Annotated in this window: 15 protein-coding genes; 7 read left to right on the top strand and 8 right to left on the bottom strand. The window is 41.1% G+C overall.

The window, feature by feature from the left end:
• Positions 1-10: 10 nt before the first annotated feature.
• The 6 genes from rbsD to NST01_RS16990 all read right to left on the bottom strand — a co-directional run bounded on the left by rbsD (position 11) and on the right by NST01_RS16990 (position 6,079).
• The gene (rbsD, locus tag NST01_RS17015; RefSeq protein ID WP_074041793.1) at positions 11-403 is read right to left on the bottom strand and encodes a D-ribose pyranase; all 393 of its coding nucleotides are present in this window, start codon (positions 401-403) and stop codon (positions 11-13) included.
• Positions 400-1,278, bottom strand: a complete 879-nt coding sequence (rbsK, locus tag NST01_RS17010) for a ribokinase (RefSeq protein ID WP_046526704.1) — start codon at positions 1,276-1,278, stop codon at positions 400-402. The genes rbsD and rbsK overlap by 4 nt, the downstream gene beginning before the upstream one ends.
• On the bottom strand, positions 1,275-2,261 hold the full coding sequence (locus NST01_RS17005) for a LacI family DNA-binding transcriptional regulator (protein WP_008343265.1): 987 nt from the start codon (positions 2,259-2,261) through the stop codon (positions 1,275-1,277). The genes rbsK and NST01_RS17005 overlap by 4 nt, the downstream gene beginning before the upstream one ends.
• A gap of 117 nt (positions 2,262-2,378) precedes the next feature.
• On the bottom strand, positions 2,379-3,521 hold the full coding sequence (locus tag NST01_RS17000) for a Ger(x)C family spore germination protein (protein WP_341042254.1): 1,143 nt from the start codon (positions 3,519-3,521) through the stop codon (positions 2,379-2,381).
• Positions 3,511-4,608, bottom strand: a complete 1,098-nt coding sequence (locus tag NST01_RS16995; RefSeq protein WP_060832711.1) for a GerAB/ArcD/ProY family transporter — start codon at positions 4,606-4,608, stop codon at positions 3,511-3,513. The genes NST01_RS17000 and NST01_RS16995 overlap by 11 nt, the downstream gene beginning before the upstream one ends.
• Positions 4,598-6,079 carry a spore germination protein gene (locus tag NST01_RS16990; RefSeq protein ID WP_017368177.1) on the bottom strand — a complete coding sequence of 494 codons (1,482 nt, stop codon included), beginning with the start codon at positions 6,077-6,079 and terminating at the stop codon, positions 4,598-4,600. The genes NST01_RS16995 and NST01_RS16990 overlap by 11 nt, the downstream gene beginning before the upstream one ends.
• 747 nt (positions 6,080-6,826) lie before the next feature.
• Between NST01_RS16990 and pgsB the strand changes: the two genes are divergently transcribed.
• From pgsB to NST01_RS16965, 5 genes are all read left to right on the top strand, one after another.
• On the top strand, positions 6,827-8,008 hold the full coding sequence (pgsB, locus tag NST01_RS16985) for a poly-gamma-glutamate synthase PgsB (RefSeq protein WP_007497522.1): 1,182 nt from the start codon (positions 6,827-6,829) through the stop codon (positions 8,006-8,008).
• A 15-nt stretch (positions 8,009-8,023) separates the two neighbouring features.
• Entirely contained in the window at positions 8,024-8,473 is a 450-nt protein-coding gene (pgsC, locus tag NST01_RS16980; protein ID WP_007497520.1) for a poly-gamma-glutamate biosynthesis protein PgsC, read from the top strand.
• Between the two features lie 18 nt (positions 8,474-8,491).
• Positions 8,492-9,658 (top strand): CapA family protein, encoded by a 1,167-nt coding sequence (locus NST01_RS16975; RefSeq protein WP_241511559.1) that lies wholly within the window; start codon positions 8,492-8,494, stop codon positions 9,656-9,658.
• Positions 9,655-9,825 (top strand): hypothetical protein, encoded by a 171-nt coding sequence (locus NST01_RS16970; protein ID WP_008343253.1) that lies wholly within the window; start codon positions 9,655-9,657, stop codon positions 9,823-9,825. Before NST01_RS16975 ends, NST01_RS16970 begins: the two co-directional genes overlap by 4 nt.
• Positions 9,826-9,931: 106 nt before the next feature.
• Entirely contained in the window at positions 9,932-11,155 is a 1,224-nt protein-coding gene (locus NST01_RS16965) for a C40 family peptidase (protein WP_035389736.1), read from the top strand.
• Positions 11,156-11,211: 56 nt separating this feature from the next.
• Here NST01_RS16965 and NST01_RS16960 read toward each other — a convergent pair whose 3' ends face one another.
• Together NST01_RS16960 and NST01_RS16955 are read right to left on the bottom strand one after the other, a co-directional pair.
• Positions 11,212-12,093 carry a Cof-type HAD-IIB family hydrolase gene (locus NST01_RS16960; protein WP_181362752.1) on the bottom strand — a complete coding sequence of 294 codons (882 nt, stop codon included), beginning with the start codon at positions 12,091-12,093 and terminating at the stop codon, positions 11,212-11,214.
• A gap of 348 nt (positions 12,094-12,441) precedes the next feature.
• On the bottom strand, positions 12,442-13,407 hold the full coding sequence (locus tag NST01_RS16955) for an LCP family protein (RefSeq protein ID WP_017360001.1): 966 nt from the start codon (positions 13,405-13,407) through the stop codon (positions 12,442-12,444).
• A gap of 271 nt (positions 13,408-13,678) precedes the next feature.
• On the opposite strand from NST01_RS16955, the gene NST01_RS16950 reads away from it, so the two are divergent.
• Positions 13,679-15,043: a sugar porter family MFS transporter gene (locus NST01_RS16950; RefSeq protein ID WP_100218329.1), complete on the top strand. Its 1,365-nt coding sequence runs from the start codon at positions 13,679-13,681 to the stop codon at positions 15,041-15,043.
• A 136-nt stretch (positions 15,044-15,179) separates the two neighbouring features.
• Positions 15,180-16,577, top strand: coding sequence for a bifunctional glycosyltransferase family 2 protein/class I SAM-dependent methyltransferase (locus NST01_RS16945; RefSeq protein WP_048003427.1), 1,398 nt, complete (start codon positions 15,180-15,182; stop codon positions 16,575-16,577).
• Positions 16,578-16,743 lie beyond the last annotated feature (166 nt).

Below are 16,743 nucleotides of genomic sequence, written 5' to 3'. Positions count from 1 at the left end.
GCTCCTCCTTTTAAAAGATGACACCGGCATGAAGAATGCAGTTTGCGTATGGGGTGGCTTCACCCGTTCGAATCACTGCTTTTGCCTGTTTGGTCATGTCTTTGAACGTCTCGTGATCGACTTCATCTAACGGATGTGAGAACGCTTTCTTTAGAAAAAAATGATCTCTCTCATTGGCTTCTTTGATTTCACTGGCGATCGTGATGTGTTCAATGGCCATTTCCTCAAGAAGAAGGGAAGTAACCTCCTGAAAGGATGGTGTGCCGATGGATAATGCAAGGTCGATCTTGACCGGGCCTTCTGGAATGGGCAGGCCGCAGTCTGCGATGACAATCGTATCTGTATGACCAAGATCAGCAAGCACCTTGGCGATATGACTATTTAAAATACCATTTTTCTTCATTTCTTATTCTCCAATTCTTCTCTTGCTGGCATGCCGCCTTGGGCACCAAATTTTGTGACTGAGATAGATGCGGCTAAGTTGGCAAAGGCAAGTGCGTCGAATAGGGATTTTCCTTCTGTCAGTGCTACAGCTAGAGCGCCGTTAAAAGTATCACCAGCGCCTGTAGTGTCGACGGCTTTCACAGGATAGCCCGGTACCAACACTTCTTTTGATCCATCAAAGTAACGAACACCATTTTTTCCTTCTGTAATGAGTAATTTGTTTGGATATTGGCGCAAAGCTTCTGCTATGGTGAGTCCATCAAACATAAGAGCTGCTTCGTGTTCGTTTGGCGTGATATAGGCAGCTTGATCTAATATTTGCTGAGAGACTTTGCGAGCTGGTGCGGGATTTAAGATGACTGGGATCCCTTTTTCGCTGCAAATGGCGCAGACGGCTTCGACTGTTTCTTCAGGAATTTCCTGCTGGATAAGGACGATTCCGATATCTTCAAGAGAAGAAAGAGCATCTTTTACATAGTGAGGTGTTACCTCATTGTTTGCTCCTTTGACGACAACAATGCTGTTATCTCCTTCAGCTAGAATGATATGAGCTGTTCCGCTTTCCATTTCGGTAACCGGTTTCATATAGGTGGTGCGAACACCTTGTGCTTGCAAATTGCTCATAATGTCCTGACCATATGCGTCATCACCAACTCGGCCGATCATATATACATCTGCACCGAGCCTTGCGCTTGCTACTGCTTGATTGGCTCCTTTTCCCCCAGGGACCGTTTTAAATGATTCGCCTAGGACGGTTTCTCCTGCACTAGGACGTTTATTCGATGTGACAACTAGATCCATGGAACAACTTCCTACGACAACTATTTGACTCATTGTGAATCCACCTTTCTTGTGGTCTCTCGTTCAATAAAAGAGACGGGCATTTGAATAACTGCTTGATCTATAGGCTGTTTTTGAATGGCTTTAATGATCAGCTTTGCGGCTTCTTTCCCCATATCATAGGCAGGCTGCCGGATCGTTGATAGAGATGGGAAGAGCAGTTCGCTTTGCGGAATATCATCAAATCCAATGATTTGGACGTCTTCTGGAATGGCTTTTCCAATTCGAAGTGCTTCGTGTACGACGGCTGCTGCGACGATGTCATTGCTGGCAATGATGCCATCTGTTTCAGGGTACAGCTTGAAAAGAGCCTTGGCGCTTTTTCGGGCTTCCTGAAAAGAAAAAGAAGCGTTAGACATCACATGAAAGTTAGCACCTTCTTCAGTCAGAACATCAAGTGCGCCTTTGAATCTTTGCCGCGCCGTTTGAAGATGAGCGGGCCCTTTTAGCAATGTGATCTGCTGACTGCCGCGTTTGATTAATTCCATTGCAGCCATTTTCCCGCCTGCCGTAGCATCTGCAAACACAGAAGGCGCATTTGGAACGGTACGATCTAAGAAGACAACAGGCAGTTCATCATCATTGTACAAATCCGATTCAGGTTCGTTTGTGACAGCGATGACACCGACCACCTGGTTTTGCTTAAAGGTTTGTAAATAGGCCATTTCCTTCTCCCGATCTTCATCACTGTTTCCGAATAATAAGCGAAAACCGTTTGCATGAATCTCATCCTCAACGCCTCTAGCCAGCTGAGGGAAGAAGGGGTTTGTGATATCAGGTAAGATGAGACCAACTAATCTTGATTCTCTTTTAAAAAGGGATCGTGCCACTTCATTGGGGAAGTAGTTTAGCTCCTGCATCGCTTGTGTCACACGGGTTTTCGTATCAATATGGACGTATCCAGTATCGTTAAGCACGCGTGAAACAGTCGCAACAGACACTTGAGCAGCTTTTGCAACATCTTTAATTGTAGCCAATGGAGTGCCTCCCTTCTTTGATGTGTAACCGTTTACATAGATAGATTATCACGAAAGCATTAAAAAGACAATCTTAAAAAAATAAAAAAAGAAAAGAAAGAGGGCGTCTTCCTTTTCTTAACTAATAATGCCCGTTTGGGTAATGTTCACTTTGATTTTTGGGATGATCTTCACTTTTGGATAATCGGTGACCCAATTCATTTTCATATACTCATCATAATGTCTGACTCTGTATTTTCTGCCGAGGCTTAAGACGTCAGAATTTGCTTCTTGTAATGTAGCAACAATTTTTTCTGCTTCTTTTGTCAAGATGGTTGAAAGTCTTTTGTTCAGCATTTCAATTTTTTTGTCTGTATCTAGATTATCTTTTGGGTACTCAAGGACAGAAGTATTAAATTCAAATTTGAGTGAGTATGTTAAGTTTCGATGATCAGGATTCAGAATCTCGATGTCTCTCTTCACATCAGTGACTTGGATGGTGATGTAATTGTTTTCTTTTGACTTCATGTCGCTTCTCACTTTTTTTGTGAAGTTGGCATATTTGCCCATTTTTCCGTCCATGACGGTGAGCAGAATTGCATCTTGACCGTACAACTCGCCTTTCTTCTTCTCATTATCAAATAGAGCAACCCCTTTTACACTGATTAATTTCTTCGATTGATCGAAATGAATCAACGGCAGTGTGAAGTCTTCTCCAGTTTGGAGCATTTTAGATCGAATACTTTGAATGTTTTTAGGTGCTACTTGGGAGGAGCGTGATGCAGTTGTGATTAAGTTATTTAAATAGTCACTCACGATGAGTTTTTCCTTCAGCAGCGAGTTAATCACTTCTTCACAGGTTCCCCCTTGAACAACGGCAAGATTTGCAAGGAGAGGGCTTTTTGGATCACGATAAAACATATCTAAGTAGGGCAGAAGACGCTTTTGGGCAAATTCATCACCGATTAGCATCACCCGCATTTTCGACATGTCTATTTTTTGATCCACAATCCGGCTGAAGTTGGTTCTTGCTTTTCTTAAAGTAGGTGCTTCCGTTGTGAGAAGAGTGGTTAAAAAGCTACCTGTATTTCCTTGTTCCATACTTTGAGACTGCTGCACTTTTCGATAAGTGATTGAGTACTTCGCATTGTCATCCTCTCCTTGATCAACAGCAGAGGTTAACACAAGAGAGATGTTCTTTAATAGGTTCTGATCCCAGCAGCCAGGCATGAATATGAGAGACACACACATGAGCAACGTCAGTATGTACTTATGACGCATGTGATTTCACCTTCCCTTTGCGATGTTTGATAAAGATGATAATGGCCATAAAGATTGGGAGTGTGTAAATAAATGAATATTGAGCGATGGTGGTAAAATCATTAAAACGCTGAATTCTAAAATTATCGGTTGCAAGGTAACAGCTAGCCGCATAAATAAAAATGGAAAAATATAAGACATATTTTTTGTGTTCTTTTTTCTTAAGAATACTTGCCACGCCATTCGCACAAAAGTAAAGGTAATTACTGAGTGTAGCTAAAATGACAAATACCCAGAAACTAAGGAAAATTAAATCCGTCCGTTCAATCACACCGAACGAAATGGTTTTTAGTAGATAAAGAACTGGGTTGGGAATGATATTGAGCTCAATCGGACTGAAGAACATAAAACAAATCAATGTAATAAATAGGTAGTAAAGCGTCGTGCATATATTGGCAATGGTCATGACTTTATATCGTTCCTTAATGGTTCCTTTCATCAATGGAGAGATAATGAGGATCATCTCGAACCCATTCATAGATAGAACGACGTCTTTTAATCCAAGTGAAACTTGAGAAAGATCCACTTGGAAAAAAGGCATGAGGTAGTCGATATTGGTTCCTTTTAATGAATAGAGCATTAAGAGAGAGAGCATGAGCAAAAAGGGCGTCAAAACGAAGTTAAACCTGACAATGGCCGTAATTTGCTCCTTTGCAATGTAAATGATGGAGATCATCAGTAACAGATTAATGACCCAATTTGGTGTGAGCGGCAGTACCCAAATGCCAAGAATTCTTGTGAAAATGGATAAAACAACAATGCAGACGGAGGCGAAGTATAACGTATATAGTGCCACCAAAGTCCGGCCGATCCATTTTCCGAACACTTCAATTAAGGCTTGGAAAAATGATATATCAGGATACTTCTGAATGATGTAAATAAAAATGGTGTTAATGATTTGAATGAAAAAACAGGCTAAGATAATCGCCATCCACCCATCGTGTCCCATGTCTTTCATCAGCAAATGAGGCAGGGCTAGAATACCGACACCAATTTGAGATTGAATGATAAAAAAGACAGCTTGAGGTGGAGATATTTTATTTTTCATCTTTATTTTTCCATCCTCTCAAATTTTCAATTTGCTCTTTCTTTTTTGGATTTAAGTAAACAGGGCGCTTTTTGTACATCCACATCGGTAATCGAATCACAGTATCTTTTAAGTCCTGCCAGTTAAATGGAGCCACTGGTGATAAGTACGGGACACCTAGTGATTCGAGGCGGCATAAATTCATCAATACGATCGACAGGCCGAATGAAATGCCAATAAACCCAAACATCGATGCCATAAACATGAGAGGGAAACGAAGCATACGAATGGTGGACGTCATTTCAAAGGATGGGAGGACAAAGGATGCAACAGCTGTCACGGCAACAACAATGACAAGGACATTCGAAATGAGTCCAGCTTTTACCACAGCGTCTCCAATCACCAAACCGCCTACAATCCCAATCGTCTGACCAATTGGCTTTGGCAGTCGCACCCCTGCTTCTCGTATGAGCTCAATCGTAATCTCCATCAGCATTGCTTCAATTAACGGCGGAAAAGGAATGCCGATAATGGAATTTTTCATCGTAATCGCTAATTCATCCGGGACTACCTCATAATGAAAGCCGATGACTGCAATATAAAAAGAAGGCAAAATCACAGCGATGATACAGGCAATATAACGAAGAATACGAATAAATGTAGCCGGAATCCAGCGGCTATTATAGTCATCTGGTGATTGAAAGAAGCTAAAGAACGTAATAGGCAAAATGATAGCCATTGGGCTGCCATCCATTAAGACGACAATTCTTCCTTCAAGAATGGCAGATCTCACTTTGTCAGGTCGTTCTGTGTCAATAAGCTGCGGGAAGATGGAATACGAATCATCTTCAATCGCCTCTACAATAGAACCGGGGCTAAGCAGCGTGTCTACTTTAATAGAAGAAATTCGTTTGTTAACCTCATCTATCTTTTCTTGATTGGCAATATCAGAAATATAAACCGTTGCAACCTTTGTTTCAGATTTTGTACCGACCTTATGATACTGGATTGCAAGTTTTCGATCATTTAAGTGTGAACGCAGCAAATATAAATTGGTATCTAAACTCTCAACAAACCCATCATGTGCGCCTGCAATAATACTTTCAGAAGAAGGTTCAGAAATGGAACGCAGCGGCGGCTGCCCAACAGCAAATATTTTGATCTGTGCGGATTTTTCATCAAGGAAGGCAATACTTCCGGCAATAATGCTGTCGACAATCAGCGTCAAGTCACCTGTTTCGAGTGAACTAAGAGATTTTGCATAGTCCTGTTTTCCAGGAGGGCCAAGCAAGTTGCCAATAATGAAGTTGTTTAATTTACTTTCATCCACTCTTGTTTTAATAAAAAACAGCACTGATTTCGTTTCATTCACCATCAATTCCCGGTATTCAAAATCAGCGCTTTGTTGAAATGCTTTTTTCAGAATCCGAATCTTTTCCTCAAAACCGCCTGATAAAAAGTGTAAGCGTGTTTGCTCATTCGTATTTGGCATCTTTAGCCTCCTCTCACAGATTTTTTAACCATAGTGTAAGCCGAGAAGATGATTTTATGCGTCATCTTTGGGGAAAGCATGACATGCACCGACAACTTTCAACTAAAATCACATTAAAAATGTTAAGAAATGATGAATCTTGATAAAAAGAAATGAATAATGTTTCATTGTTTAGGTCATAAGGAGTGAATATCGTAAAGAGAGGCTATAACAAAATGATTAATCTTTGACATCTTATCCCAATTTTTTGTGACCTGAAAATAAGCAGATGACTTGATTTTTTGACAGGTGACCTTTGTCATAGGTCAACACATAGCGTTCTGACCAATGAGGATGACTTTCTAACCTGTTCATTTAAAAATATAAAATATTCTAAAACACGCACTATTCATTTAAAGCACTGATATGACTGATTTCGTAGAGATGAAAGGACTTTAAAACATTGATTCAAAATACATCTTAATAATTGTCGAAAAATTTAGGGAGAAAAGGACAAAAGATTTTTCACTGTTTGATGGTAACGCTTTCTCTTGTTTGAAGCAGAAATTCAGCCGTCATTTTGTCCGTCTTTTGGCCTTTTCATTTGAGCGTGAGGTAGGCAAATACGCCTTCTGATTAGAGGAATTTGGCATACGAGGAAGTGAAAGATTATGTTACATAATACCGATTGTGATTTTATGCTGAACCTATATACTGTTGATTGAATTTACATATCACACTCATAAAAAAAGGAGATGTAGATAAGCGATGTGGTTAATCGTTATAGCCTGTGTCATCATGTTAGGGATTGGCTTTATTGAAAAGAAGCGTCATCAGAAAAATATCGATGCCCTGCCGGTACGCGTCAATATTAATGGTATACGCGGAAAGTCTACCGTTACAAGATTGACAACCGGTATCTTAATGGAGGCAGGTTATAAAACTGTCGGCAAAACAACAGGAACGGATGCAAGAATGATTTATTGGGATACGCCAGAAGAGAAACCGATTAAAAGGAAACCGCAAGGACCAAATATCGGAGAGCAGAAAGAAGTTATGAGAGAAACCGTTGAAAGAGGAGCAAATGCCATCGTCAGTGAATGTATGGCGGTGAATCCAGATTACCAAATTATCTTTCAGGAAGAGCTGCTTCAAGCGAATATTGGCGTGATCGTAAACGTTCTTGAAGATCATATGGATGTGATGGGGCCAACTCTTGATGAAATAGCTGAAGCCTTTACAGCGACAATTCCTTACAATGGGCACTTGGTTATTACGGATAGTGAATATACAGATTTCTTTAAAGAGATTGCGAAAAAACGCAATACTGAAGTGATTGTTGCAGATAATTCCAAGATTACCGATGAGTATTTACGGAAATTTGAGTATATGGTGTTCCCGGATAATGCTTCACTTGCACTTGGTGTTGCACAAGCATTGGGAATTGATGAAGATACGGCATTCAGAGGCATGTTAAATGCGCCGCCTGATCCAGGAGCGATGAGAATTCTTCCATTAATGGATGCAAAAACACCTGGACATTTTGTAAATGGATTTGCGGCTAATGACGCAGCATCTACATTGAACATTTGGAAGCGTGTGAAGGAAATTGGGTATCCAACAGATGAACCGATTATTATCATGAACTGTCGTGCGGATCGCGTAGATAGAACGATCCAGTTTGCGGAGGATGTACTTCCTTATATTGAAGCAAGTGATCTTGTCTTAATTGGTGAAACGACAGATCCAATTGTGAAGGCATTTGAGGATGGGAAAATTCCGGCTGACCACTTACACAACCTTGAATATCAATCTACAGAACAAATTATGAACATGCTTGAGAAAAAGCTTCATAATCGAGTGGTTTATGGAGTCGGCAATATTCACGGCGCCGCTGAACCTTTAATCGAAAAAATTCAAGAATACAAAATTAAGCAGCTTGTCAGCTAGGAGGAAATATAGAAAATGTTCGGATCAGATCTTTATATCTCGTTAATTTTAGGTGTTCTACTCAGTTTAATTTTTGCAGAAAAAACAGGAATCGTACCAGCTGGGTTGGTTGTTCCAGGTTATCTGGCGCTCGTCTTTAACCAGCCAGTCTTCATTTTAGTTGTTTTATCTGTCAGCTTGTTGACATATGTGATCGTTCGTTTTGGTCTATCGAAATTTATGATTTTGTACGGACGCAGAAAGTTTGCGGCGATGCTGATTACAGGAATTGCCCTAAAGCTCATATTTGATTTCTTCTATCCAGTGGTTCCGTTTGAAATAGCAGAATTCCGCGGAATCGGAATCATCGTGCCTGGATTGATTGCGAATACGATTCAAAAGCAAGGTCTTACGATTACCCTTGGAAGCACATTACTTCTAAGTGGTGCAACATTTGCCATCATGTATGTTTACTATCTATTTTAAGATAAGGTGTGTCCAATGATGAATAAAAAATTGAGCTTTCAGGAAAAGCTGCTGAAAATCACAAAGAACCAAAAGAAAAAGACGAATAAACACGTACTGATTGCTTTACCTATTGTCATTGCTTGTACATTTCTATTTACATTTATCGGGAAAGCACAAGTACCAACTGTAGAAAAGAATCCAGAAAACATCCTGACCGCTTCGTTTGTCGGAGATATTATGTTTGGAAGAAATGTAGAGAAAGTAACAGACCGTTATGGAAAGCAGCACCTGTTCCGCTATGCGAAGCCGTATTTTGATGTATCAGATTATGTAACTGGGAATTTTGAGCATCCAGTGGCTTCAGATAAGGAACAGGCAGCACAAAAGAATATTCATTTGAAAACAGATGAAGATTCTGTACAAGCGTTAAAGGATTTGAATTTCTCTGTACTAAACTTTGCGAATAACCATGCAGCAGACTACGGTGAAAAAGGCTTAAATAACACGATTGATGCCTTTGAAAAAGCTGACATGGATTATACAGGGGCAGGGCGCAACGTCAATGATGCGAAGCAGAACATTTCATACAAAGAAGTGAATGGCGTTAAAATCGCTACCCTTGGTTTTACAGATGTCTATGGAAAAGATTTTAAAGCAACAAATCGCAAGTCAGGTATTCTACCAGCTGATCCATCTATCTTTATTCCGATGATTTCACAAGCTGCTGAAAAGGCAGATATCGTTGTTGTTCATGCGCACTGGGGACAGGAATATAACAATGAAGTAAACGACAGACAAAGAGAGCTGGCAAGAGCGATGTCAAAGGCAGGTGCTGATATCATTATCGGTGCACACCCGCACGTTCTTGAGCCGATGGAAGTCTATAACGGAACAGCGATCTTCTATAGCTTGGGGAACTTTATTTTTGACCAAGGCTGGTCAAGAACACGTGATTCTGCCATTGTTCAGTATCATCTGAATGAAGATGGAAAAGCGACATTTGAAGTGGTTCCAATGTACATCAAAGAAGCGACACCTGCTCCAGTCAAAGCAGGATCTCTTGAATCAAAATCGATTATCCGTATGCTGACAAATGGCACGAATGCGGATTGGAAAGAAAAAGACGGACATATTTTCTTTGAAGTCGATCATTCTGATAAAGTTCAAACATTAAAAGAAAACGAGGGGAAGGATAAAAAATGAAATTCCTTAAAGCAAGCTGGCCGTTTGTTGCGTTAATTTTAGTCTTTGTCTTTATGTCTGCTTTTAAATTTAGTGACAGCCTCACCGATCATGAGAAACAAAAGATCTCGGTTGAAATGCAGAAAATCGAACAGCAAAAGCAGTCAAAAGCAGAAGCAAGTAAATAAAGAAATGATGATGAAAAGAGCACGCGAGGCGTGCTCTTTTTTGACGGAAAAAGGTGTAAAATGAAAGGGGTCATGTCGAAACTATAAAAGAAAGGAGGAAGAGAGGATGAAATGGAAAGGAATACTGCTTGGAGGATGTGCCATTGTAGGACTCATGTTTATGTCTCAAACAGAGGTGTCTGCTCAAACAACATCTCCTTTAAAACAAGCGGAAACGCTGATAGGCACGCCTTATCATAAAGGAGGAATCGATCCGAAAACGGGCTTTGATGCGTCTGGTTTTATACAATATGTATACAAAACAACAGGTGCATTTGATTTGCCGCGAAAGGTGATCGATCAATACCAAATCGGTGAAAACGTATCATGGGAAAAAGCGAAGCCCGGAGACCTTGTCTATTTTCGCAGTCTTGAAGAAACAAAAGACATCCCGACGCACGTTGCTTTGTACGCTGGAAATGATCAGGTGATCCACATCACACTCAGTCAAGGGGTGGTGAAAACAGATGTCAGCAAAAGTAAATATTGGACTGATCGGTTCTATGCGGTCAAACGGCTGCCTGTCTCCCAAGAGATGTCGGATGATCAACTTGTGAAAGATGCGATGAAATATTTGGGGATCCCTTATGTATTCGGGGCATCAGATCCAAAAGTAGGATTCGATTGTTCAGGTTTTTTACAATATTTATTTGAAAAATCACTTGGGATTTATTTGCCAAGAAGTGCTGAGCAGCAATGGATGGTTGGAGAGAAAGTGGCACGAGACGATATTCGCCCTGGAGATTTTGTTTTTTTTAGCAACACGTATAAAAAAGGAATTTCACATGTAGGCATGTACATCGGAGGAGACCGCTTTATTCATGCGAGCCGTTCGGAAAGTGTGACGATTTCTTATTTGTCTGAATCGTATTGGCGTGAGAAATGGACAGGTGCGAAACGATTAACTGAGCTGAAACTAGCGAAAGAAGACCCAGTCGTATCAAAAGCCGCTACGTATATTGGAGAAGTACCCTATGTAAAAGGTGGTGCGAGCCCAAAGCAAGGCTTTGATACAGCAGGATTCACGCAGTATATCTATCAAGAAGTGCTTGGAATGGAGATGCCTCGCTATGCGCCGGGACAAGTTAAAGCAGGTACACCTGTGAAACGATCGGAACTAAAGCCAGGAGATCTTGTCTTTTTTAAAGGGACTTCGTTGATGCCAGCCATTTATGCTGGTTCAAATCAAGTCATTCATGTGACGGTTTCAAATGGCGTTGTCATTACCAATATGAAAACAAGTACGTATTGGAAGGATAAATATGAGACGGCTGTTAGAATTAAAAAATAAAGAAAAAGCCCGATCGATGCTCAGATCGGACTTCTCGACTTCTCACTAGGCGCTGATCAGACAAGCGTCTTTTTTTCTTGAAATTGATTCTGCAAAAGCAGATCAATAAAATAGGCGACGCCATCTTCATGGTTGCCTTTTGTGATATAGGTGCTTTTTTCTTTAATGACATCCACCGCATTCCCCATCGCTATCCTGTGTCCTGCTTCATCGAACATGGATAGATCATTAGGGCTATCACCGATCGCATAAATATTGGATCGGTCTACGCCATAATGGGCTGCAAGTTTCTTGAGGGCATGTCCTTTGCCTGACTCTTTTGGCAATACCTCAATGATATGTTCTCCAGATGAGGTCAATGAGAGCTCAGGCATCTTAGAAAGAAGATCTCGTGCTTCTTGCAGCTTATTCATATCAAATGAGAAGCATAGTAATTTATAAGTTGGTTCATTCGACTCAAAAATTTGACGGATGTCATCGACAGGTTTGATGCCAAACTGTTTAAATTGAGTCATCGCCCCTTCCCATAAATCAGCTACATCCTCGTTAGGATTGGCGCTTTTGATCATATCAAATTCAGCTTTGAGCTTATCTTTTCCATCAAATGGGGAAAGGAGGGCATCGTCTGTATAGACCTCGAAATAAATGTTCCGTTCCACTAATTCCTTTGCAGCACGTCTACCAGCTTCTTGATCAAGGGTGATTCTGCTGAAGAGCTTGTACCCTTCTGTATGGACAGTTCCTCCGTTTGCCGCAATGATGGGAATATCCAAATCCTCGAGAAGCTCTTTTACATCAAAAGTCGCGCGCCCTGTACAAATGGTCACAATATATCCAGCTTCCTTCGCACGAATCAATGCCTGCCGGTTTTGAGCGGATATTTCACTTTTCGTATTTAAGAGTGTACCGTCTAAATCAATCGCAATCATTTTTTTCATTGCTGTTATATCCTCCTTCATTCATGCAATAGCCTCTTCAAAGTATGTACGATTTCCTTCATTCTCATGAAAGAGTCGGGTCGTGGATTCCTCTCTTTAAGGCTAAACAAAAATGGTCAATTGATCAAGGATATAAGAAAAAGCGCCCAAAAGGACGCTTTTAGCGTGTAGACAAACCCTCGCATTCTTTGTCAGTCCTGCGCTCCGGTGCTCACGAATATCAAATTCGCTCTGCTCCGGTGCTCGTTCTTCCTAGACTGCAAAGGTTTTCTATCACGCTGAAAAGAAGAAAAAGGGCAAACACCTTTTTCAACACATAAAAAGCGCCCAAAAGGACGCTTTCTGTGTTTATGATAATTCAAGCTGTTTCTTCAATTCCGTTTTGACTTCGTTCAGTTGGTTTTGATCCAATTGGTAATAATAAACGCCATTTGGCTGGTAATCAGATCCTTTTAGTTGAATCGTATCAACAGATTTCAATGAAGTGAGTAGTGGGAAAAGACCGACTAGTTCTTTCATTGACAGGTTAGTTGAGACGTTATCGCCTAGAGTATCTATGATATTGTCATAAGACGGAATAGATGTTACTGATTTTGATTTATCGAAAATGGCTTTTAATACTTCCATTTGACGCTGTCCACGCATGAGATCACTGTCTGCTTTTCTTGTTCTCACATAAGCGAGAGCTTGATTACCATCTAGTGTGTGAGTGCCCGTTTGCAGCTGAACTTTGCCCTTTGTATCTTTAAGAATCTGTTTCACAACATATTCATCTTTAATGTTAACGGAAACACCGTTTAATTCGTTCACAATTTCCTTAAACGCTTTGAAATTACTTTCAATTACAAAGTCGACAGGGATATCTAGTAAATTCTCAACTGTACTCACCGTGAGGTCTGCATCACCAAATGCGTGTGCATGTGTAATTTTGTCATAACCATGACCTGGAATATTAACATATGAGTCCCTTGGAATACTTAATAATTTCACGGTTTTATTCGTACGATTTACTGTCGCTAATACCATTGCATCGCTTCGTGCTTGTTTGACGGTTTCGCCTGGTCTGCTGTCAATGCCAAGCAGCAAGACAGAAAAGCTGTCTTTCCCAGGATCAAATGCTTCAATCCGTTTGACAGATTGTGCACCGCGGTCTAGAGAGACTTGTGCTTTTTTTGCAGCCGATGTCACTTTATAGTAGGCATAGCCGGTGACAGAAGCGGTTGTCAGTAAAAGAATACCAAAAATAAAAAGAGTGACTTTCACCCATGGTTTTAAACGCTTTTTGCCTTTGCGTTTACTTCTTGTTTGATCCATATATTTTAAACCCTCGCTATGATTTTATAGTAAAGATGTCCTTCTTCATGCTTACAAACTAAAACAAATATACCTTAAAACGGGATATAGTGCGACATTTTTTTCACTAACGCTTAATTGACGTTTCCTTATCTAAAAAAGTTTCAATGATACGCAAATGAAATATATTTGTCATAAAACATCGAAATGTTTGAAATGACAGGAAGTGAGGAAAATGATTTTTCATAGAGAAACATCCAGTCATTACATAGATAAAAGAGGGGTTATGATCATGAAAAATCGGAATGGGTGGCTTTATTTCTTCGGCGCACTTGGCGGCGCCTTATATGGTTACGATACAGGTGTCATTTCTGGCGCTATCTTATTTATGAAAGAGGATTTAGGTTTAAATGCATTTACAGAGGGACTTGTGGTCAGCTCGATTTTAATCGGGGCGATGCTCGGGTCTTCTCTTTCTGGAAAACTGACAGATCAATTCGGACGGAAAAAAGCGATAATCGCCGCAGCCATTTTATTTATTATCGGCGGATTTGGAACAGCCCTTGCACCGAATACGGAGGTCATGGTCTTATTTCGAATCGTGCTAGGACTTGCTGTCGGATGCTCGACGACGATTGTTCCATTGTATTTATCTGAACTTGCGCCAAAGGAATCAAGAGGGGCACTTTCCTCATTAAACCAACTCATGATCACATTTGGTATTCTTCTTGCCTATATTGTGAACTACGTTTTAGCAGATGCAGAGGCATGGCGTCTGATGCTTGGAATTGCCGTTGTTCCTTCTGTGCTCTTGTTATGTGGTATTTTGTTTATGCCAGAAAGTCCTCGCTGGCTGTTTGTCCAAGGACAGGCGGACCGGGCGAAAGAAATATTGTCCAAACTTAGACAAAGCAAGCAAGAAGTTGAAGACGAAATTGCGGATATTCAAAAAGCAGAAAGTGAAGAAAAGGGCGGTCTTAAGGAATTACTCGAACCATGGGTGCGCCCGGCTTTAATTGCTGGTGTCGGTTTAGCCTTTTTACAGCAGTTTATTGGGACAAATACGATCATTTATTATGCACCAAAAACATTCACAAGTGTCGGCTTTGGCGATTCAGCAGCCATTTTAGGAACTGTAGGAATTGGTGCAGTCAATGTTGTCATGACGTTTGTTGCGATTAAAATCATTGATCGTGTCGGGCGGAAAGCGTTACTCCTATTTGGAAATGTAGGGATGGTTCTTAGTTTGATAGTTCTAGCAGTGGTCAATCGTTTTTTCGAGGGATCAACAGCTGCAGGGTGGACGACGATTATATGTTTAGGACTTTTCATCGTCATTTTTGCTGTCAGCTGGGGCCCGGTCGTATGGGTGATGCTGCCGGAGCTGTTCCCAGTACATGTCCGGGGAATCGGTACGGGGGTATCGACCTTCCTACTGCATACAGGGAATTTGATCATCTCGCTCACATTCCCAGCCTTGTTAAGTGCAATTGGCATCAGTAACCTTTTCCTTATTTATGCAGCCATCGGCATAGGTGCCTTCTTATTTGTGAAATATTTAGTCACAGAAACGAAAGGGAAAAGTCTTGAAGAGATTGAAGAAGATTTAAAAAAGAGAAACCGTGCCGTCGTGAATGACGAAGGGGAAACGGTATGAAAAAAGACCAGCTGCATGAGGCCGCTGGTCTTCCTTTGTTAAACAAACGTTTAATCAAGAAAGGACAATCACTCATCTTCTGAACGTGCTGCCTATGACATACATATGGAACAGGCGGGCGAAAGGTGGAAATGAGATGAAAGGAAAAACGAGCATTGTGATGCTGACGTACAATGAACTGCACCTAACGAAAAAATGTATCGACAGTATCAAGAAGCATACTCGGCGTGATGAATATGAACTCATTATCGTGGATAATGCTTCATCAGACGGAACAAAGGAATATGTGAGACAACTGGAAGATGTCGTGTTGATTGACAACGAGAAGAATCAAGGCTTTGCCAAGGGCTGTAACCAAGGGGCGAAAAAGGCAACAGGAGATAGTATTCTTTTTTTAAATAACGACACGATTGTGACCGAAAACTGGCTTTTGCCTTTAAGAGAAGCCCTTTTTGCATCAGAGCGTATTGGCATGGTAGGGCCTGTCTCCAATTATGTAAGTGGTCCTCAGCTCGTTCAGCCATCTTACACAGATGTGAAGGAGCTTCCTGCCTTTGCAAAGGCATATACGGCTTCGAGAAAAGGTCAAAGAACATATGTGCATAGACTTGTTGGTTTTTGTTTGCTGGTCAAAAGAGAGCTGATCGAGGATGTAGGGTTATTTGATGAGCGGTTTGTATATGGATCATTTGAGGATGATGACCTTTGTCTGCGTTCTTTGCTGAAGGGATACCAGCTGCAAATCGTCCATGATTCATTTGTACATCATCACGGTCATGCCACATTCAATGCCAATGAAGAAACGAATATCTCTACATTGTTTGCGGAGAACAGGCTTCGATTTTTAGATAAATGGGGTATTGATTTAAACCTGATCTCCCCCCATCCATATTTTGCAGCACTGCTCCCTGAGGATGCCGTATGTGTGCTGGATGTTGGCTGCGGTGCTGGGGCGACAGGGCTTGAACTGATCAACCGGCAGTCCGTTGACATGTACGGAGTAGAGGCGGATGCATTAAAAGCAGAGATGGCAAAGGCGTATTACAAAGAAGTGATTGAGACAAAAGCGGAGGCGTATCCTTGGTCAGAGAAAGAAGCTTTTTTTGATGCTGTGATCTTTTCTGATGTGTTAGAGCATGTGTCAGATCCATGGCAGATGATTGCTCAAGCGCATGCGTCTTTAAAACCAGGTGGCGTGATCATTTGCTGCTTACCTAATATGATGCATGCGGAAGTACTGCTGCCTTTAATGGCAGGTGATTTTACGTATCAAGATGTGGGGATTTTAGATCGAACACATATGAGATTTTTCACACCAAATACAATGCGGGCGCTCTTTCCAGACCATTTGTTTCATCGCGTGATTGAACAGCCCATCAATGTGCCAATTGATCAAAACGTTCAATTGTTTTTTGACGAAGTGGCGAGAGTAGGAGAGTCACTTGGCTTTCAAACAAAAGCATTATCTGATCAAGTGACGCTCTATCAGCTTTTGATCGTTGCACGTAAAAAAGGCGGTTCCCCCTCCGGGTAATCCGCCTCAGCGTGTAGGCAAACCCTCGCATTCTTTGTCAGTCCTCTGCGCCAGTGCTCGCGAATCCTTCATTCGCTCTGCTCCGGTACTCGTCCTTCCTAGACTGCAAAGGTTTTCTATCACGCTGAAAAGAAGACAAAGGGCTAAAGCAAAGTTCATTTTAGCC

The organism is Bacillus sp. FSL R7-0166, from assembly GCF_038008935.1.
Taxonomy (GTDB): Bacteria; Bacillota; Bacilli; order Bacillales; family Bacillaceae; genus Bacillus; species Bacillus altitudinis.
The sequence above is the reverse complement of the archived record's forward strand: the minus strand, read 5'-3'. Positions and strand labels throughout refer to the sequence as shown.